This is a genomic window from Pantoea sp. PA1, assembly GCF_056856975.1.
On sequence record NZ_JBXGEE010000001.1, the window covers coordinates 1834341 to 1852864 of the forward strand.

An 18524-nucleotide genomic window follows, 5' to 3' on the forward strand; every position below is an offset into this window, starting at 1 on the left:
CGCTCTCCTGCTGTCAGTTAACGGGTTGTAAGTCGACACGCGCCATCATGGCGGCCAACTGAGTTCGATCGGATACACCAACATTACTCTGGCTGACGGCCATCGCCGCCACGGCAGTGGCGAGACGCAGCGTATGCTCGCTGGACTCGCGCATCAGCAGACCATAAATCAGGCCGCCCACCATCGAGTCGCCGGCACCCACGGTGCTGACCACATCGCAGACCGGGGGTTTGGCAATCCATTCGCCGGAGGCGTTGACCCACAGCGCCCCTTCTGCGCCCAGTGAAATCACCACATGGGCGATGCCCTGCTCGCGCAGTTCGTGCGCGGCACCAATCACATCCTGCAGCGTCGGCAGTTTGCGACCGGCCCAGATCTCCAGCTCACGGCGGTTAGGCTTCACCAGCCACGGGGCGGCTTTCAGTCCTGCCACCAGCGCCTCACGGCTGCTGTCAAAGATGATGCACGGGCAGTGGGTGCGCAGTTCGGTCATCCAGCGGGTAAAGGCGTCGTGATCGACCCCTTCCGGCAGGCTGCCGCTGACGCAGACCATATCGAACTGGCCCAGCCAGGTCAGGGAGTCGGTGGTGAAGCGATCCCAATCCTGACCCGTCACCTGAAAACCGGAGAAATTCAGATCGGTCACATCGCCGGTCTGTTCGGTGAGTTTCACGTTGATGCGGGTGCGGCCTGGCACCACCTGAAAACGGTTAGCAATACCCAGCTCGCTGAACAGCTGCTGGAAGCCATCCTGATTCTCTTTGCCCAGGAAGCCGCCGACGGTCACGTCAATGCCCAGATCTTTCAGGACTTTGGCGACGTTAATGCCCTTGCCCGCCGCATGCAGTCCGGTGGTTTTCACCAGATTGACTTCGCCGCGTTCAATTTCAGGGGTATAGCCCACCAGGTCATACGCCGGATTCAGCGTAATGGTGGCGACACGTCTGCTCATGCTGCCCCCTCGCCCAGACCACTGCTGATCGCCTCTTCAATGGCGTTCAGCGCCTGCTGAGCATCGTCGCCGCTGGCGGTAAAGCGCAGGCGATGCCCTTTCTTCACGCCCAGCGCCACCACTTTCATCAGGCTGCGACCATTGGCAGGCTTACCGCTGCCGTCGAGGTTGGTCACGGTGATCTCGCTGTTGAACTGCTTGATGACGCTGACCAGCGCCGTGCCCGGACGGGCATGCAGGCCATGTTCGTTGCGGATGGTGAATTCAGCGGTCAGGACGTCAGCCTGCTCATCCACTTCGCTGGTCAGCAGCGCATAAACGCCTGCGGCATCCGCTTTCAGCAGACGATCGGCTTTCCCCTGCTGCAGTAAGGCGCTCAGGTAGCCCAGCACCTCCAGCGGACGTTCATCGGTTGCCGACACGCTGATCAGCATCGCAGCCGATTCGCCCTGATGGTCGAAGGGATGGGCAGCACGGCTGATCGCCACGCCACTGCGCAGGTTGCCCAGGCTGCTGTCACTGAGCCAGATGCCCTGCCCCAGGTTCAGCGGGGAGGCTGAAACCACATCCGCCACATAGCTGGCATCCACAACGCCAGCGGATTGCAGACGACCGGCGTTCATCGCCTGTAGGGTGATCAGGTCGCTGGCCGCGACATCAAGGGTAATTAATGCGGTGTCGAAGCTGAATTCGGCGGCTTGTTTCTCGCCCATCAGCAACGCACGAAGATCTTCAGCAGAGGCGGTTTTCAGCTGTTCGGCAACGGAGTCATCGCTCAGAACGTGGGTCAGCTGACGCAGCAGCGCCAGATGCTCATCAGACTTCGCGGCAATGCCGATGGCGACATAGGCGGTCTGATCGTCACCCCAGGCAATGCCCTGCGGGAACTGAAACACCTGAACGCCGGTTTTCAGCACCAGATCGCGGGTGTCTGTGGTGCCATGAGGGATAGCGATGCCGTTACCGAGAAAGGTGGAGGTTTGCTGTTCGCGCGCCAGCATGCCGTTGACATACCCTTCAGTCACATTGCCCGCCGCGGTTAACGCGGCAGCGACCTGACGAATGGCCTCTTCTTTATTCTGGGCGCTGGCTCCGGTATGGATAGCCTGCAATTCGAGCTGGAACATAATTCTCCTCGCTTGCTGAGATTGAATCGTTTCAGCCGGTGGGGAGATTTTTGCGTCGCACTGTCAGGGACAGGTTGCCGGACCACCGCTGAAACGTTTCAGGGATTGTGGTACAGCGCGATTCTGCAGGCAAGAAAATGCGCAAACGGCGTAGCAGATTTTTGATGTTACGCACATTTCATGACGGTTGTGAGGCAGAAAGGTCGATCCGGCTGAAGCTGTTGCTGTAAGGCAACCACGCCATCAGAAAAACGTCAGCTGCGTCAGCGCCTCAGGGGGCCGTATCCGCTTCCAGCTGCAGCAACCAGGTCATCGCCTGCTCGCGCGAGTCGCCGCACATGCTCGCTTGCGGCTGCAGCCCGGAACAGACGGCGGGACGCAGGGGCGAACCAAAGAGTTTGCAGCGCAGCAGCGCATCAAGCTGAATGCAGGGGGTATTGGCGGGCTTGCCGTCGGGCATACCGGGGATGGGGGATGAGATAGAGGGTGCCGTGCAACAGGCACCGCACTGGCTACGGCATTGCATGCTGAGCTCCGGCAAAGAAAGTCGCGGCGACAATAGCAGTCCGGCGCGACAATTACCATGAATGCGGCGGCCTGATGCAAAATTTCGCACCCGCGATATTGCCAGTTTTCACCGGCGCGAGTAACGTTGCGCGCACTTCACTCTCAAGATAGCGAGAACAGCAATGCCAAAAGCCAACGAAATCAAAAAAGGGATGGCCGTCACGCACAACGGTAAACTGCTGCTGGTTAAGGACATTGATGTCCAGAGCCCCAGCGCACGCGGTGCCGCCACCCTCTATAAGATGCGCTTTACCGATGTCCGCACCGGTTTAAAAGTTGAAGAGCGCTTTAAGGGCGACGAGATTATTGATGCGATTTCGCTCAGCCGTCGCAGCGTGACCTTCTCTTATATAGATGGTGACGAATATATCTTTATGGATGACGAAGACTACACCCCCTACACCTTCAAACGCGATCAGATCGAAGAAGAGCTGCTGTTTATTCCGGAAGGAGGCATTCCGGGTATCCATGTGCTGACGATGGAAGGCCAGGTGCTGGCACTGGAACTGCCCCAGACGGTCGATATGGAGATCGTTGAAACCTCGCCGGGCATCAAAGGTGCTTCTGCCAGCGCCCGCACCAAACCCGCCGGAATGAGCACCGGCCTCTCGATTCAGGTGCCGGAATACCTGAGCAACGGTGACCGCATCCGCATCCATATTGCCGAACGTCGCTATATGGGGCGCGCCGAGTAAGCGAGGGCGGGAAACCGAACGTGATAATGTTATAGTATTACATTATCACGCTATCCCGGCAGGAGCCTTTCCCATGACGCGCGTTAATCTCATCACCGGTTTTTTAGGCAGCGGAAAAACCACCCTGCTCTGCCATCTGCTGGCCGCCAGGCCCGCAGGCGAACAGTGGGCCGTGCTGGTCAATGAATTTGGCGAAATCGGCATCGATGGCGCGCTGCTGGCGGATCGCGGCGCGACGCTGAAAGAGATCCCTGGCGGCTGTCTCTGCTGCGTCAATGGCCTGCCCATGCAGGTCGGGCTGAATATGCTGCTGAAGAACAGGCCTGACCGGTTGCTGATAGAGCCGACCGGCCTGGGGCATCCGCGTCAGGTGCTGGAGATGCTCAGCGCACCGGTCTATCAGTCGTGGCTGCAACTCAATGCCACCCTGACGCTACTCGATGCGCGCCAGCTTGCCGACCCGCGCGTGGTCGCTGATGAGAACTTCCGCGACCAGCTGGCTGCCGCCGACATCATTATTGCCAATAAGCGCGACTGCTGGGAGGACGAAGATCGTCAGCGTCTGACTGACTGGCAGCAGCAGATGCAGCCGCCACGTCCGGTGATAGCGACCGAGTTTGGCCGGATTCCCTCCGGCCTGCTTGATACGCCGCGCCAGCCACGTGACCTTCCCCTGCCACACCATCATCACCATCATCACCCTCATACGACGAAACCGGCGAGCGGTCTGGCCGCCTTACAGCTGGAAGGGGCGGCGCGCTGGCGGCGGGCGCTGAACCACGGACAGGGCTATAGCGCCTGCGGCTGGCTGTTTGATGGTGACACATTGTTTGACGCCGCTGCGCTGCTGGAGTGGGTCCGGCAGGCGCCGGTGGATCGGATCAAAGGCGTGATGCGCATCCGCGAAGGCACAATGCGTATTAACCGTCAGGCAAAAGAGTTGCAGAGTGAGACACTCGCCGCCACGCCATCCGACAGCCGCATCGAGATTATTCATTCTGAGCAGGCTGACTGGAATCGGCTACAATCGGCGTTGTTGAAGTGCCGTTTACGCTAACAGAGGTATTGTCGGCGGTTATTTTTTTAATTGAGCTTACTTATGCGCGCAATTCGTCTTATTACTATCCTGCTGCTGAATGCCCTGGGCGTCGTGCTCTTTCTTTCGTGGTATCTGCCGCCTCAGCATGGCTTCTGGTTCGGCATCGATAAATCGATTTTTTATGGCTTCAATAATCAGATGGTGACCCATCCGCTGTTTGCGCTGATCGTCGCCATAACCAACTTCCGTGGCTTTGATGTGGTGTCACTGCTGGCGATGGGCCTGCTGTATCTGTCGATCTGGCGACATGAAGCGCCTCAGGCACGCCGCCGGATGCTGGCTATCGGTATCACCATGCTGCTGACTGCCGTGGTGCTGAATCAGCTGGGGCATCTGCTGCCGGTGAAACACTCCAGCCCGACCCTCTTCTTCGAAAACGTGCATCGCGTCAGTGAGCTGACCGGCATTCCCGCCAAAGATGCGTCGAAAGACAGCTTCCCTGGCGACCACGGCATGATGCTGATTATTTTCGCCTGCTTTATCTGGCGTTATTTTGGTTTCAGCCGTTTTTTAATCGCGCTGGCAATTGTGGTGCTATTTTCTCTGCCGCGCGTCATGGCCGGGGCGCACTGGTTTACCGATATTGCCGTGGGATCGCTGTCCGTGGTTCTGGTGGGTCTGAGCTGGTGGCTTTTAACCCCTGCCAGTGACGCGCTGGTTAACTGGTTTTATCGCAAATTACCGGGAAAATATAAGCCCGTGATGTAAATGTTAAGCGCGGTCGGTTTATTTGACAGGATGTTAACTGCCCGCGCTAATAAAAAACAGCTCATCATTATTAGTCTGCTAATTAAAATAGCGAGAGGAAAAGGTTATGACCCCGCCAGGTGGTTAAATAGTCGTCACCCGCCGCTGTCAATAAAGAAAATTCCAGAATCCGTTTCTATGCGCCGAATTGGCGCCCCTTTTACCGCTTGTTATCGCCATCATTTCCCCATAATTGTTGCTAAATTAGTCAGCGTGTTACGGTTTGATTTCACATCAAAAAAACCTATATAAAATTGATTAAAAGCACTCGCCACGGCGTGTGTAATCAGTTAACCTCAGTCCCTGTGAGGCATTAGCGGCAGAAAATTCGGATTTTTACCGTGAAAAAATGTGTCCATTAACACATTTTAGTCATTAAGGATTTGTCTTAGTCTGTCTCGCTTATTAATCTCCCTGTTTTGTTATCTGGCTGGCGACAATTCTGTCGTAAGGACATCGAAGGAAAACCCGAATAATGGTCAAGTCTCAACCAATACTGAGATATATTTTGCGGATTGTGCCCGCACTGGCGCTGGCAACCCTCCTCTCAGCTTGTAGCAGTACCCATAGCAGTCAGAACGCGAATAACGAGAATCATGAAGTTAACAACCAGAATGGTTTTTTACTTCAGGCGTCTCAGGATGAGTTTGAAGAAATGGTGCGTAATGTCGACGTTAAGTCGCGCATCATGGAACAATACGCCGTCTGGAAAGGTGTGCGCTATCGTCTCGGTGGCGATACCAAACGCGGAATCGACTGTTCCGCCTTTGTACAACGTACCTTCCGCGATCAATTTGGCTTGGAATTACCCCGCTCCACCTCTGAGCAGCAGGACACCGGCAGAGAGATTACCCGCAGTAAACTGCGTCCGGGCGATCTGGTGATGTTCCGCGCAGGTTCAACCGGTCGTCATGTCGGGATCTATCTGGGCAACGATAACTTCGTTCATGCCTCAACCAGCAGTGGCGTCATGATCTCCAGTCTGAATGATGACTACTGGAAAAAGCGTTACCGTGAAGGGCGCCGGGTACTGAGTCGTAACCCGTCCTGATCCTCAGATTCGATTTTCTCTCAGCCAGAGAACATGAAACGCTGCTTACGCAGCGTTTTTTTTCGTCTTTTGTTTTATCCGCCTTCGCCATAGCAGATAAAAGCATTGTATTTCAGATTAATAACGAGACATCCCCGGCATTCTCGTTATATTCTCGGTCGCTTAAACCGAAGCAGTCGTGTGCATTAACATAATAATAATTTGATCAGGGGAAGCTCCTCATGCCACTGTCGGGGGCGCTACAGCGCCATGCCACCTATCCTCACCGAATCGCATGGCGTAGCGCGATGGTCGGCGGCCTATTCTTTCTCCTGTTCACGCTGCTGGCGATTCATCACACCTGGCATAAGCGCGAGCGGCAACATCAGCGCCTGCTGGAGCACAGCCGGTCGGCACTACAGCAAACGCTCGCCAGCCTGTATAACAGCACCCTCAGTCCCCTGCTCCCGTTTACCCATAATGCCTGCCACACCATCAATCGTGAACTGACCTCACGCGCCGCCTTTGCCGGGAATCTTCGTGCCATCCTGCTGGTGAATAATGGCAATGCCTTTTGCTCCTCAGCCACCGGCAGTTTCAGTCTGCCGATCAATGTGATTTCGCCCCAGAGTGATATCTCGCGCGATACCGATCTGCAGCTGATGCCGGGCACGCCGTTGCAGCCGGATAAACCGGCCCTGGCACTGTGGGTGAAGAATCCCGGCAATCTGCAGACCGGCGTTTTCGCGACACTCAACATCAGCCTGGCCCCCTATCAGCTGATGGCCTCCTGGCATCCGGAGATTACCGGTATGGCGCTGGTGGCACAGCACAGTGCCCTGACCAGCTGGCAGCATGGCGTAACGGAGAATAAGAACCTGCCGATACCGCTGGTTCAGCGGTCGCTGGAAGGCTATCCGCTGCAGTTTGTTCTCTACGGTTCCACTCTCGCCTTCAGCGATTATCAGAACATTGTGCTGAGTGGTCTGCTGCTGTCACTGCTGGTTGCCGGTGGCTGCTGGCTGCTGCTCGCCCACTATCAGCGTCCGGGCAGAGAGTTGATTCGGGGCATGAAGCGCGGCGAGTTTCACGTGGAGTATCAGCCGCTGGTTACCTCTCACGATAGTCAGCCTTATGGCATGGAGGCACTGCTGCGCTGGACGCACCCGACGGAAGGTCCGATCCCGCCCGATGTCTTTATTCAGTATGCCGAGTCGCAAAACCTGATTGTTCCACTGACCCGCCATCTGTTTCAGCTGGTTTCCCGCGATGCACACCTGCTCTGTCACACCGTTCCCCGTTATGCCAGCCTCAGCCTCAACATTTCGCCCCTGCACCTGGCCGACCGCAGCTTCCGTCAGGATGTCCTGAACTGGCTTGAGAGCATGCCGGCCGGCCACTTTAATTATGTGTTCGAGATTACTGAACGCGTCATGGTGCGCGACGAAAATGTCGGCGAGCTGTTTGACTGGCTGCATCAGCAGCAGATCCGCATCGCCATTGATGACTTCGGCACCGGACACAGCGCACTGATCTATCTGGAGCGCTACGCCTTTGATTACCTGAAAATCGATCGCGGCTTTGTGCAGAGTATCGGCACCGAGACGCTGACCTCGCCGGTGCTGGATACCGTGCTGCAGCTGGCAAAAAAGCTGAACCTGAAAAGCGTGGCCGAGGGCGTGGAAACGGGCGAACAGGCGGCGTGGCTGATCAATCGCGGCGTGACTCACCTGCAGGGTTATATCTTTAGTCGCCCGCTGCGGCCGGAAACGCTGATAGACTATTTTCAGCGTCATCGCGCCTGACCGGTCTGGCCCGGGCGGAGCCGAACACTTACTGGAGAGGGCATTCGCTATGCTGCTTCGCGCTGGACTTCTGCTGACAGGCGCCCTACTCAGCGCCCCGCTGCTGGCCGCCTCCGTTCTGCAAAGTTACTCTTTTACTCAGGCCGGGGAAGCGAAATATCCGCCCGGCTTCAGCCATTATGAGTATGCCGATCCCGATGCGCCCAAAGGCGGCAGCATCACCCTGGCGGTCATTGGCACCTACGACAACTTCAACCGCTACGCCTCGCGCGGCAATCCGGGTATCAATACCGGTGCGCTTTATGATGGGCTCTACACCAGTTCAGACGACGAGCCGGGTAGCTACTACCCGCTGATCGCCCTGTCGGCGCGCTACGCCAGCGATTTTTCGTGGACTGAGATTCACCTGAATCCCCGCGCCCGCTTTCACGATGGCTCACCGATTACGGCCCGCGATGTGGCTTTCAGCTTTCAGAAGTTTATGACCGAAGGCGTGCCTCAGTTCCGTGTGGCCTATCGCGGCGTGACGGTGACCGCGCTGAACGATCTTACGGTGCGCATCGACGCCACCAAACCGGACAGAGATCTGCTGATGGGCTTGCTGACGCTGCCGGTCATTCCGGCGTCATTCTGGAAAGATAAGCAGTTTAATGAGCCGCTGAGCGCCCCGCCGCTCTCCAGCGGGCCCTATCGCATCAGCCGCTGGAAGCTGGGTCAGTTTATTGAGTTCAGCCGGGTCAAAGATTACTGGGCCGCCGATCTGCCGGTGAATCGCGGGCGCTTCAATTTTGATCGGATGCGCTACGACTACTATCTGGATGACAACGTGGCGTTCGAAGCCTTTAAAGCGGGGGCTTACGACTGGCGTGAGGAGGTCTCAGCGAAGAAATGGGCCACCCAGTATCGCGGCCGCGCCTTCGACGAGGGCGATATAGTGAAGCAGACCACGCCCAACGAGGCCGCTACTGATACCCGCTGGCTGGCGTTTAACAATGAGAAACCGCTGTTCCATGACCGTCGCGTGCGCCAGGCTTTTTCACTGATGTTCGATTTTAACTGGATGAACAAGGCGCTCTATTACGGTGCCTGGCAGCGCGCCAGCAGCTACTTCCAGAACACAGAGTATGCTGCTCAGGGTGCGCCGGATGCGGAACAGCGGGCCCTGCTGGCACCGTGGCGCGCGCAGTTGCCCGCCGGACTGTTCACTCAGCCCTACCAGCCTCCGGTGAGCGATGGCAGTGGCTACGACCGCGCCAGCCTGTTAAAAGCATATGCGCTGCTGAAAGAGGCAGGCTGGCAGATTAAGAATCAGCGTCTGGTCAATGACAAAACCGGTCAGCCGTTCACCGTTGAGCTGCTGCTGCGCGGTGGCACCAGCACGGAGTGGGCACTGCCGTTCCAGCACGCGCTCTCGCGGCTCGGCATCACCCTGAACCTGCGGCAGGTCGACAGCTCGCAATATCTGCGGCGCTGGCGTGAAGGCGACTATGACATGATCGCCACCCTCTATCAGGCGATGCCGATCCCCACCTCCAGCCTGCAGATCCTGTGGCAGTCGGACTACATCAGCTCCTCCTGGAATACCGCGCGGGTGAAAGATCCTGTCGTTGACCACTTCGTGCAGCAGATCGTGGCGCACCAGGGCGATCCCGCTGCGCTGCGGCCGCTGGCGCAGTCACTGGATCGGGTACTGCTGTGGAATGCGTATATGATCCCGATGTGGTACAACGCTGAGCAGCGGCTGGCTTACTGGGATAAGTTTTCCCATCCCGCCCGCAAGCCTGCCTACAGTACCGGTCTGGATAGCTGGTGGTACGACGCACACAAAGCCGGACGCCTGCCGGCCAGTAAACGCTAAGGAGGCACCGTTGGCCGCTTACTTTCTGCGCAGAGTCCTGCTGATCGTTCCGACGCTGTGGGCGATCATCACGCTGAACTTCTTTATCGTGCAAATCGCCCCCGGCGGACCGGTCGATCAGGCGCTGGCTAATATTGAGTTTGGTCAGACAACCGGCCTGCCCGGCAGCGGCGCCGACAGCGCCGGTTCACATGCCACGCGCAGTCATCTCAATCCCGCCGACAATCAGTATCGGGGCGCACGCGGGCTGGACCCGGAGGTAATTGCAGAGATCAAACAGCGCTACGGATTCGATAAACCCCTGTGGCAGCGCTACGGCGAGATGCTGTGGAACTATCTGCGCTTCGATTTTGGCGACAGCCTGTTTCGCAGCGCCTCAGTGGTGGGGCTGATCAAAGAGAGCCTGCCGGTTTCCATCAGTCTGGGGTTATGGAGCACCCTGATTATCTATCTGGTCTCGATCCCGCTGGGTATCCGCAAGGCGGTGCGCAACGGCTCTGCGTTTGATATCTGGAGCAGCGCCCTGATTATTGTGGGCTACTCCGTTCCGGCTTTCCTGTTCGGTATCATGCTGATCGTGCTGTTTGCCGGGGGCAGCTATCTGGACTGGTTTCCGCTGCGCGGGCTCACCTCTGCGCAGCACGACACGCTGCCCTGGTATGGTCAGGTGCTGGATTACTTCTGGCACATCGCACTGCCGGTGCTGGCGACGGTGATAGGCGGCTTCGCCACGCTGACGATGTTGACGAAAAACGCGTTTCTGGATGAGATCCGCAAACTCTATGTGGTGACCGCGCGCGCCAAAGGGGTGCCGGAGCGGCGTATTCTCTATCATCATGTGTTTCGCAACGCGATGCTGCTGGTCATCGCCAGCTTTCCTGCCACCTTTATCAGCATGTTCTTTACCAGTTCCGTGCTGATCGAGGTGATGTTCTCCCTGAATGGCCTGGGGCTGCTCGGCTATGACGCCACCCTGCAACGCGACTATCCGGTCATGTTTGGCACGCTCTATATTTTTACCCTGATCGGGTTACTGATGAACATTCTCAGCGATCTGACCTATACGCTGGTCGATCCGCGCATCGATTTCAGGAGCCATTGATGCCGCTTTCTCCCCTCACTCAGCAGCGCTGGCAGCGCTTTCGCCATAACCGGCGCGGCTACTGGTCGCTGTGGATCTTTCTGGTCCTTTTTCTGCTGTCGCTGGGTGCCGAGCTGATTGCCAATGAAAAGCCGCTGCTGGTGCATTACCAGCAGCGCTGGATGCTGCCACTGCTGTTTGACTACAGCGAAACGGACTATGGCGGCGTGCTGCCGACCGCCGCCGATTATCAGGACCCGTGGCTGCAGCAGCGCATTGCCCGGCAGGGCTGGGCCCTGTGGGCGCCGATTCGCTTCAGCGACAGCACCCTCAATTTTGCGACCCAGGTGCCCTTCCCCTCTCCGCCGTCGGCGCAGAACTGGCTTGGCACCGACGCCAACGGGGGCGACGTGCTGGCACGGCTGCTTTATGGCACGCGCATCTCGCTGCTGTTCGGTCTGCTGCTGACGCTCTTCTCCAGCGTAATTGGCATTGTGGTCGGCGCGGTGCAGGGCTATTTCGGCGGCAGAATCGATCTGATCGGGCAGCGGCTGGTTGAAGTCTGGTCCGGCATGCCCGCGCTGTTTCTGCTGATTTTACTCTCCAGCGTGATCCAGCCCGGCTTCTGGTGGCTGCTGCTGGTCACCGTCGCCTTCGGCTGGATGAGTCTGGTCAGCGTGGTGCGGGCCGAGTTTCTGCGCACCCGTAACTTCGATTACATTCGCGCGGCGCAGGCCCTTGGCGTCAGCGACGGCCGGATTATGCTGCGCCATATGCTGCCTAACGCCATGGTGGCGACCCTGACCTTTCTGCCGTTTATTTTGTGTGGGTCGATCACCACCCTCACCTCACTCGACTTTCTCGGCTTTGGTCTGCCGCTGGGCTCGCCCTCGCTGGGGGAGCTGCTGCTGCAGGGCAAAAACAACCTGCAGGCGCCATGGTTAGGCCTGGCAGGCTTTTTCACGCTCGCGATCCTGCTTTCGCTGCTGATTTTTATTGGCGAAGCGGTGCGCGATGCCTTCGATCCGGGCAAAGGAGCCTGAATGACGACACCCTTACTGGCCATCAACGATCTTTCGATTGCCTTTCGTCAGGGCGATGCGCTTCGCCCGGTGGTGGAGGATCTCTCCCTGCGCATCAATGCAGGCGAAACCCTGGCGCTGGTGGGCGAGTCAGGCTCCGGCAAGAGCGTAACGGCGCTGTCGGTGATGCGACTGCTGCATGAGGCGTCGGTGGTTTATCCCCGGGGCGAGATCCTGTTTCAGGGTGAAGATCTGCTGCGCGCCCCGGAGGCGCGGCTGCGTGCCCTTCGCGGCAACCAGATGGCGATGATTTTTCAGGAGCCGATGGTGTCGCTCAACCCGCTGCACACCGTGGAGAAGCAGCTGTATGAAGTGCTCTCGCTGCATCGCGGACTGCGTCGTCCGGCGGCCCGCGGAGAGATACTCAGCGTGCTCGATCGGGTCGGCATCCGGCAGCCTGCCGCCCGGCTCAACGATTTTCCGCACCAGCTCTCCGGCGGCGAACGCCAGCGCGTGATGATCGCCATGGCCCTGCTGACCGAACCCCAGCTGCTGATCGCCGATGAGCCGACCACCGCGCTGGATGTGACGGTGCAGGCGCAGATCCTGAAGCTGCTCCGCGAACTGCAGCGGGAGATGAACATGGGCATGCTGTTTATCACTCATAACCTGAATATTGTGCGCCAGCTGGCGGATAGCGTCAGCGTGATGCGTCAGGGTCGCATCGTGGAACAGAACCGCGGTCAGGTTCTGCTGGACCAGCCGCAGCATCCCTACAGCCAGCAGTTACTGGCCGCCGAACCGGAAGGAACCGCGCTGCCGCTGCCTGCGGTCGCCCCGGTGATACTTCGGGTCGAACAGCTTCAGGTCAGTTTTCCGCTACGGCGCGGACTGTTCCGGCGGCAGGCGGCCGAAAAGATCATACTCGCCGGGCTGAGTTTTACCCTGCGGCGCGGCGAAAGTCTGGGCCTGGTTGGCGAGTCCGGTTCGGGCAAAAGCACCACCGGGCTGGCGCTGCTGCGGCTGATTCGCTCGCGCGGGGAAGTCTGGTTTGATGGTCAGCCGCTGCATCAGCTGACGCGCCGGCAACTGCTGCCGCTGCGCCAGCGCATTCAGGTGGTGTTTCAGGACCCCAATTCCTCCCTGAATCCGCGGATGACGGTGCAGCAGATTATTGCCGAAGGCATGGCGGTACATCTGCCCGCTATCGGTCGGGCAGAACAGGAGCAGCGCGTCATCGCGGTGATGCAAGAGGTGGGACTCGACCCGGAAAGCCGCCACCGCTATCCGGCCGAATTTTCGGGGGGGCAGCGACAGCGTATCGCCATCGCGCGGGCGCTGATTCTGGAACCGGAGCTGCTGGTGCTGGACGAACCGACCTCCTCGCTGGACCGCACGGTGCAGAAACAGATCCTGACGCTGCTACGTCGTCTGCAGCAGCAGCGCCAGCTCAGCTATCTGTTTATCAGTCACGACCTCGATGTGGTTCGATCCCTGTGTCACCAGCTTATCGTGCTGCGTCAGGGAGAAGTGGCAGAACAGGGAGAGTGTGAAAAGTTGTTTGCTTCACCTGAGAACGACTACACCCGCGAGCTGCTGCAGTCGTCCCGGCTCAGCCTGCGTTAAAGGTTTCGGCAATCGCCACGCCCTGATTTTTCAGGCAGCAGTTAGTGGCACTCTCGTCACGGCGCTGAATGAACAGGCAGGGCTGCCCTTCACATTCGGCCACTTTACAGTCGACCTGAATCTCTGCCAGCACCTCTTTTAACTGCTGCAGGATTTCCCACGCCGGAATGCCATCGTGGCTGATCAGACGCAGCGCCACGAACTCCTGGTCATCCAGGGCTTCATCAGGCTCAATAGCACTGTGGCGATCGCTGGCCCAGCGGAAAAGCTGCGGCAGGCGATGCACAATTGAAAGTTGCAGCATCGTTTACTCTCCCCGAATGAGTTTATGTCGCAACACACAGCAACCGACGCTGAAAGCTGACCGACAACCGCTGAGTCCGGACGAGTGTTAATCGTCTGCCCGCGCGCATTTTTTGCGACTCTCATCGCACTTCTGGCTATATGTACCGCGTTCACACGCCGTTAACAATCATTTTAGACGCAATATGATTACTTTTTTAGCTAAAGATTTTCACAATATAGAAACATAACAAGAAAGGCCGCTAACAGAGCCAGCGGTAACGGGGAAAACCCCCTGCGCCCGGCTAGCGGGACGCAGGATGGGGACGTGACGCGTAGAGAAAGAGCAGCAGGGAAATCGTCGCGCACAGCGCGATGGTGCCTACCATCGGCCAGGCGCTGTTGAAACTCATCAGCGACAGCAGCGCCCCCACAAAAGCCCCGACGCCAAAACGCAGGGTGCCCGCCAGTGAGGAAGCCGTGCCCGCCATATGCGGGAACGCATCGAGGATCACCGCCATCGCATTGGATGAGACGATCGACACACAGCCGATAAACAGTGCGACACCCAGCACCAGCGGCAAAAAGCCCAGGTCAAAGGCGCTGACCAGCAGCAGCCAGATCCCCATAGAGAACTGGATCAGCAACCCCAGCCGGAACATCGCGACCGGGCCAAAGCGGCGCACGGCCCTGCTGTTAATCAGGGTCAGCACGAAGAGAAACACCACGTTAAGGCCAAAGTAGTAGCCGAAGTTTTGCGGCGAAACGTGATTCAGTTCGATATAAACAAAGGGACCGGCGTTAAGAAAGGTGAAGAGTCCGGCAAAGGAGAAGCCGCTCGCCAGCATATAACTGAAGGCCCGTTTGTGACGAAACAGCGTGACGAAATTACCCAGCGTGGTGCGCAGATGGAATCGCTGGCGCTGCTCCGGCTTCAGGGTTTCGCGGATCTGCGTGGTCACCAGCAGTGTGGTGACTAATGCCGCGCCCGACAGCGCCCAGAAGATGGCGTGCCAGCTCCAGAGCACCAGCAGCCAGCCGCCGATAATCGGCGCCAGCAGCGGCGCAATGGTGGTGATCAGCATCACGAACGACATCATGCGCGAAAAGTCCTCTTTCGAGTAACTGTCGCGCATCAGGGCGTTGATCACCACGCTGGCGGCCGCGGCCGACAGCCCATGCAGAAAGCGCATGGTAATCAGCTGATCAATGCTTTGTGACAACGCACAGGCCGCGGCGGCGCAGGCAAAGATCAGTGTGCCAAGCGCAATCACCGGCTTGCGGCCGTAGCTGTCCGCCAGCGGCCCATAGATGAGCTGCCCGATCGCGAACCCCAGAATGTAGAGATTCAGCGACATCTGCACGCTACCCGCCGACACGCCAAACTCACGCGCAATCTGCGGCATGGCAGGCAGATACATGTCAATCGACAACGGCATCAGCATGGCTAACAGACCGAGAATGACGACCAGACCTGTTGGCGAATTCTTTTCCTTACGCACACTTTCTCCTGCCCTGTGGGACTGGCACGGCCTGCTGGCAGCCCGTCCGCTTATTTAGCCTGTAACTCTTTTGGCAGACCAATACTGGCGATCTCTTCTGCCGTCAGCGGCCGGTATTCGCCCGGTTCCAGATCGGCATCCAGCACGATGTCGCCAATGCGCTCACGATGCAGCTCAACCACCCGATTGCCGACCGCCGCAAACATCCGTTTCACCTGGTGATAACGCCCTTCGCTCAGGGTCAGCAGTACTTCGGTCGGCGTGATCACCTCCAGCTGTGCCGGTTTGGTCAGGCTCTTCTCATTGTGCAGCTGTACGCCCGCCGTAAACTGCGCGGCCGTATCGTCACTGACCGGCGATTCCAGTGTGACGCGATAGGTTTTCTCGCAGTGATGACGCGGCGAGGTAATCCGGTGTGACCACTGACCATCATCCGTCATCAGCACCAGTCCGGTCGTGTCGATATCGAGACGCCCTGCTGCGTGCAGTTTGAAAGACATCGGCTCTTCGAGGAAATAGAGGATGGTGGGATGATCGGGATCGTCGGTTGAGCAGACGTAACCCTGTGGTTTGTTCAGCATAAAGTAGCGTGGACCGGTGAGCATCTGCAGCACGTTGCCGTCATAGGCGACTTCGTGGTCGGGCAGCAGTTTAAACGCGGTATCGCGCACGATCTCCCCGTTCACGGTGACACGCTGGCCGCGGATTTCGCGATGGGCGATGGCGCGGCTGATTTCCAGTTGCTGAGAGATGAATTTGTCGAGTCGCATGAATTCGTTTTGCCTGTTACTGCGGAGGGAATCTGAAACGGCCTGGTTAACCGTTGAAAATGTGCGGGAAGTATAACGTGATCTGCGTCCGCCTGACAGCGCGTTTACCGGACTTTCATGGCATAATTGCCGCCAGTTTTGCAAAAGTGAGCGCCATGTCTTTTACCTTACGCCCCTATCAGCAGGATGCGGTTAATGCCACCGTTGCGCATTTCCGTCGTCATCAGGAACCTGCCGTGATCGTACTGCCCACCGGTGCCGGGAAGAGCCTGGTGATCGCCGAGCTGGCACGGCTGGCGCGTGGCCGGGTGCTGGTGCTGGCGCACGTCAAAGAGCTGGTGGCACAGAACCACAGCAAATATGAAGCGTACGGGCTGGAGGCGGACATCTTTGCCGCCGGACTGCAGCGCAAAGAGAGTCAGCGCAAAGTGGTATTTGGCAGCGTGCAGTCCATCGCGCGTAACCTCGAACAGTTCGACAGCGCCTTTTCACTGGTGATTGTCGACGAGTGCCATCGCATCGGCGATGACAAAGAGAGCCAGTATCAGCAGATCTTCAGTCATCTGCGCCAGCACAATCCTCAGCTCCGTTTACTGGGCCTGACCGCCACGCCGTTCCGGCTGGGCAAAGGCTGGATCTATCAGTTCCACTATCACGGCATGGTGCGGGGCGACGAGAAATCGCTGTTCCGCGACTGCATCTATGAACTGCCGCTGCGTTACATGATTAAGCATCAGTTCCTGGTGCCGCCGGAGCGGCTGGATATGCCGGTGGTACAGTATGACTTCAGTCGTCTCACGGCGCAGTCGAACGGCCTGTTCAGCGAAGCCGATCTGAATCGCGAACTGAAACAGCAGCAGCGCGTAACGCCCCATATCATCCGACAGATCGTGGAGTTCGCTGAGGATCGGCTGGGGGTGATGATCTTCGCTTCCACCGTGGATCATGCGCGTGAAATCCTGCAACTGCTGCCCGAAAACAGCGCGCTGGTCTCCGCCGAAACGCCCGCCCGCGAGCGTGATGCCCTGATCCTGGCGTTTAAAGCACAGCAGCTGAAATTCCTGGTGAACGTAGCGGTACTGACCACCGGCTTTGATGCGCCGCACGTAGACCTGATTGCGATACTGCGCCCGACCGAGTCGGTCAGCCTCTATCAGCAAATCGTCGGCCGCGGCCTGCGGCTCTCGCCCGGTAAGCGCGACTGCCTGATCCTGGATTATGCCGGTAATCCCCACGACCTCTTCACGCCGGAAGTCGGCGCGCCGAAAGGGGCCAGCGACAATCAGCCGGTGCAGGTTTTCTGCCCCGCCTGCGGCTTTGCTAACACCTTCTGGGGCAAGGCGACCGAAGATGGCATGGTCATCGAACACTTTGGCCGGCGCTGCCAGGGGGTGCTGGAAGATGATGAGGGAGAACGCGAACAGTGCGACTATCGCTTCCGCTTTAAAAGCTGTCCCGACTGCGGCGCGGAAAATGATATCGCCGCCCGGCGCTGTCACCAGTGCGATAAAGTGCTGGTCGATCCCGACGATATGCTCAAAGCGGCACTGAAACTCAAGGATGCACTGGTGCTGCGCTGTGCCGGCATGACGCTGGAACAGGGATCGGATGCCAAAGGTGAGTGGCTCAAAGCGACCTACCATGACGAGGATGGCACCAGCGTCAGCGAACGTTTCCGGCTGCAGACGCCCGCGCAGCGGAAAGCGTTTGAGCAGCTCTTTATGCGCCCGCATCAGCGCGCACCCGGCGTACCGCTTGGCTGGCAGACCGCCGCCGACGTGCTGGCGCTGCAGCCGCTGTTGCGTCATCCCGATTTTGTGGTGGCCAGGGCCAAAGGCCAGTTCTGGCAGATCCGTGAAAAGATGTTTGATTATCAGGGCCGCTACCGCCGCGCGAATGAGCTGCGCTGACGCGGATGCGCCGCTGGCAGGCGGCTATATCGTTTGCTCCCGGCAGGGATAACCGCTATACTGCCGCCCGCTTTTGCATGTGCATCAGCGGAATTGAATAACCTGCCTGTTACTGGGTCGCCTGTAGCAGGAATTAAATAAAGAGACGTATTAATGTTCACTATCAATGCAGTAGAACGTAAAGAGCAGGGTAAGGGTGCGAGCCGCCGCCTGCGTACAGCAAACCGTTTCCCGGCCATCATCTACGGTGGTTCTGAAGCGGCTGTTGCCATCGACCTGGATCACGACTCCGTAATGAACCTGCAGGCAAAACCAGGTTTCTACGAAGAAGTGCTGACCCTGGTTGTTGACGGTAAAGAAACCAAAGTGAAAGTTCAGGCTGTTCAGCGTCACCCGTTCAAGCCAAAACTGTTTCACATCGACTTCGTTCGCGCGTAATCGCGAGCCTTGT

17 protein-coding genes are annotated in these 18524 nt (G+C 58.2%); 11 read left to right on the plus strand and 6 right to left on the minus strand.

What is annotated here, in order from left to right; all coding sequences use genetic code 11:
• Positions 1-13 precede the first annotated feature (13 nt).
• The 3 genes from fruK to AC1V0D_RS08930 all read right to left on the minus strand — a co-directional run bounded on the left by fruK (position 14) and on the right by AC1V0D_RS08930 (position 2605).
• Positions 14-952 carry a 1-phosphofructokinase gene (gene fruK / locus AC1V0D_RS08920; protein WP_009089145.1) on the minus strand — a complete coding sequence of 313 codons (939 nt, stop codon included), beginning with the start codon at positions 950-952 and terminating at the stop codon, positions 14-16.
• Positions 949-2079: a fused PTS fructose transporter subunit IIA/HPr protein gene (fruB, locus tag AC1V0D_RS08925; protein WP_009089143.1), complete on the minus strand. Its 1131-nt coding sequence runs from the start codon at positions 2077-2079 to the stop codon at positions 949-951. Before fruB ends, fruK begins: the two co-directional genes overlap by 4 nt.
• Positions 2080-2350: 271 nt before the next feature.
• The gene (locus AC1V0D_RS08930; protein WP_009089140.1) at positions 2351-2605 is read right to left on the minus strand and encodes a YkgJ family cysteine cluster protein; all 255 of its coding nucleotides are present in this window, start codon (positions 2603-2605) and stop codon (positions 2351-2353) included.
• Between the two features lie 163 nt (positions 2606-2768).
• Between AC1V0D_RS08930 and yeiP the strand changes: the two genes are divergently transcribed.
• The 9 genes from yeiP to yejF all read left to right on the plus strand — a co-directional run bounded on the left by yeiP (position 2769) and on the right by yejF (position 13609).
• Entirely contained in the window at positions 2769-3341 is a 573-nt protein-coding gene (gene yeiP, locus AC1V0D_RS08935; RefSeq protein WP_009089138.1) for an elongation factor P-like protein YeiP, read from the plus strand.
• Between the two features lie 73 nt (positions 3342-3414).
• Complete coding sequence (locus AC1V0D_RS08940; RefSeq protein ID WP_312830177.1) at positions 3415-4398, plus strand: CobW family GTP-binding protein; 984 nt, start codon at positions 3415-3417, stop codon at positions 4396-4398.
• Between the two features lie 42 nt (positions 4399-4440).
• The gene (locus AC1V0D_RS08945) at positions 4441-5148 is read left to right on the plus strand and encodes a phosphatase PAP2 family protein (RefSeq protein ID WP_009089134.1); all 708 of its coding nucleotides are present in this window, start codon (positions 4441-4443) and stop codon (positions 5146-5148) included.
• Positions 5149-5662: 514 nt separating this feature from the next.
• Entirely contained in the window at positions 5663-6238 is a 576-nt protein-coding gene (gene mepS / locus AC1V0D_RS08950; protein ID WP_046102239.1) for a bifunctional murein DD-endopeptidase/murein LD-carboxypeptidase, read from the plus strand.
• A gap of 221 nt (positions 6239-6459) precedes the next feature.
• Positions 6460-8022: a cyclic di-GMP phosphodiesterase gene (locus AC1V0D_RS08955; RefSeq protein ID WP_482907274.1), complete on the plus strand. Its 1563-nt coding sequence runs from the start codon at positions 6460-6462 to the stop codon at positions 8020-8022.
• Between the two features lie 49 nt (positions 8023-8071).
• Complete coding sequence (locus tag AC1V0D_RS08960) at positions 8072-9880, plus strand: extracellular solute-binding protein (protein WP_482907275.1); 1809 nt, start codon at positions 8072-8074, stop codon at positions 9878-9880.
• Between the two features lie 10 nt (positions 9881-9890).
• Complete coding sequence (locus tag AC1V0D_RS08965; RefSeq protein ID WP_009089127.1) at positions 9891-10982, plus strand: microcin C ABC transporter permease YejB; 1092 nt, start codon at positions 9891-9893, stop codon at positions 10980-10982.
• Positions 10982-12004 carry an ABC transporter permease gene (locus AC1V0D_RS08970; protein ID WP_058956722.1) on the plus strand — a complete coding sequence of 341 codons (1023 nt, stop codon included), beginning with the start codon at positions 10982-10984 and terminating at the stop codon, positions 12002-12004. Before AC1V0D_RS08965 ends, AC1V0D_RS08970 begins: the two co-directional genes overlap by 1 nt.
• Positions 12005-13609, plus strand: coding sequence for a microcin C ABC transporter ATP-binding protein YejF (yejF, locus tag AC1V0D_RS08975; RefSeq protein WP_058956723.1), 1605 nt, complete (start codon positions 12005-12007; stop codon positions 13607-13609). It begins immediately after the preceding gene.
• Here yejF and AC1V0D_RS08980 read toward each other — a convergent pair.
• From AC1V0D_RS08980 to rsuA, 3 genes are all read right to left on the minus strand, one after another.
• Positions 13596-13913 carry a YejG family protein gene (locus AC1V0D_RS08980; protein WP_482907276.1) on the minus strand — a complete coding sequence of 106 codons (318 nt, stop codon included), beginning with the start codon at positions 13911-13913 and terminating at the stop codon, positions 13596-13598. The genes yejF and AC1V0D_RS08980 overlap by 14 nt on opposite strands.
• Before the next feature lie 283 nt (positions 13914-14196).
• Positions 14197-15393: a Bcr/CflA family multidrug efflux MFS transporter gene (locus AC1V0D_RS08985; RefSeq protein ID WP_058956724.1), complete on the minus strand. Its 1197-nt coding sequence runs from the start codon at positions 15391-15393 to the stop codon at positions 14197-14199.
• A gap of 50 nt (positions 15394-15443) precedes the next feature.
• Positions 15444-16163 (minus strand): 16S rRNA pseudouridine(516) synthase RsuA, encoded by a 720-nt coding sequence (gene rsuA / locus AC1V0D_RS08990; protein ID WP_009089116.1) that lies wholly within the window; start codon positions 16161-16163, stop codon positions 15444-15446.
• Between the two features lie 155 nt (positions 16164-16318).
• On the opposite strand from rsuA, the gene radD reads away from it, so the two are divergent.
• A complete protein-coding gene (gene radD, locus AC1V0D_RS08995; RefSeq protein WP_140923001.1) occupies positions 16319-18073 on the plus strand; it encodes a DNA repair helicase RadD in 1755 nt (584 codons plus the stop codon).
• Between the two features lie 153 nt (positions 18074-18226).
• The gene (rplY, locus tag AC1V0D_RS09000; protein ID WP_009089112.1) at positions 18227-18511 is read left to right on the plus strand and encodes a 50S ribosomal protein L25; all 285 of its coding nucleotides are present in this window, start codon (positions 18227-18229) and stop codon (positions 18509-18511) included.
• Positions 18512-18524: the final 13 nt, after the last annotated feature.

What these genes read in the sequence shown, in the direction of transcription:
- fruB (WP_009089143.1), bottom strand. Translation starts at nt 2,079, where the DNA reads ATGTTCCAGCTCGAATTGCAGGCTATCCATACCGGAGCCAGCGCCCAG.
- mepS (WP_046102239.1), top strand. Translation starts at nt 5,663, where the DNA reads ATGGTCAAGTCTCAACCAATACTGAGATATATTTTGCGGATTGTGCCC.
- AC1V0D_RS08955 (WP_482907274.1), top strand. Translation starts at nt 6,460, where the DNA reads ATGCCACTGTCGGGGGCGCTACAGCGCCATGCCACCTATCCTCACCGA.
- AC1V0D_RS08945 (WP_009089134.1), top strand. Translation starts at nt 4,441, where the DNA reads ATGCGCGCAATTCGTCTTATTACTATCCTGCTGCTGAATGCCCTGGGC.
- fruK (WP_009089145.1), bottom strand. Translation starts at nt 952, where the DNA reads ATGAGCAGACGTGTCGCCACCATTACGCTGAATCCGGCGTATGACCTG.
- AC1V0D_RS08970 (WP_058956722.1), top strand. Translation starts at nt 10,982, where the DNA reads ATGCCGCTTTCTCCCCTCACTCAGCAGCGCTGGCAGCGCTTTCGCCAT.
- yeiP (WP_009089138.1), top strand. Translation starts at nt 2,769, where the DNA reads ATGCCAAAAGCCAACGAAATCAAAAAAGGGATGGCCGTCACGCACAAC.
- rplY (WP_009089112.1), top strand. Translation starts at nt 18,227, where the DNA reads ATGTTCACTATCAATGCAGTAGAACGTAAAGAGCAGGGTAAGGGTGCG.
- AC1V0D_RS08930 (WP_009089140.1), bottom strand. Translation starts at nt 2,605, where the DNA reads ATGCAATGCCGTAGCCAGTGCGGTGCCTGTTGCACGGCACCCTCTATC.
- AC1V0D_RS08940 (WP_312830177.1), top strand. Translation starts at nt 3,415, where the DNA reads ATGACGCGCGTTAATCTCATCACCGGTTTTTTAGGCAGCGGAAAAACC.
- radD (WP_140923001.1), top strand. Translation starts at nt 16,319, where the DNA reads ATGTCTTTTACCTTACGCCCCTATCAGCAGGATGCGGTTAATGCCACC.
- AC1V0D_RS08960 (WP_482907275.1), top strand. Translation starts at nt 8,072, where the DNA reads ATGCTGCTTCGCGCTGGACTTCTGCTGACAGGCGCCCTACTCAGCGCC.
- rsuA (WP_009089116.1), bottom strand. Translation starts at nt 16,163, where the DNA reads ATGCGACTCGACAAATTCATCTCTCAGCAACTGGAAATCAGCCGCGCC.
- yejF (WP_058956723.1), top strand. Translation starts at nt 12,005, where the DNA reads ATGACGACACCCTTACTGGCCATCAACGATCTTTCGATTGCCTTTCGT.
- AC1V0D_RS08980 (WP_482907276.1), bottom strand. Translation starts at nt 13,913, where the DNA reads ATGCTGCAACTTTCAATTGTGCATCGCCTGCCGCAGCTTTTCCGCTGG.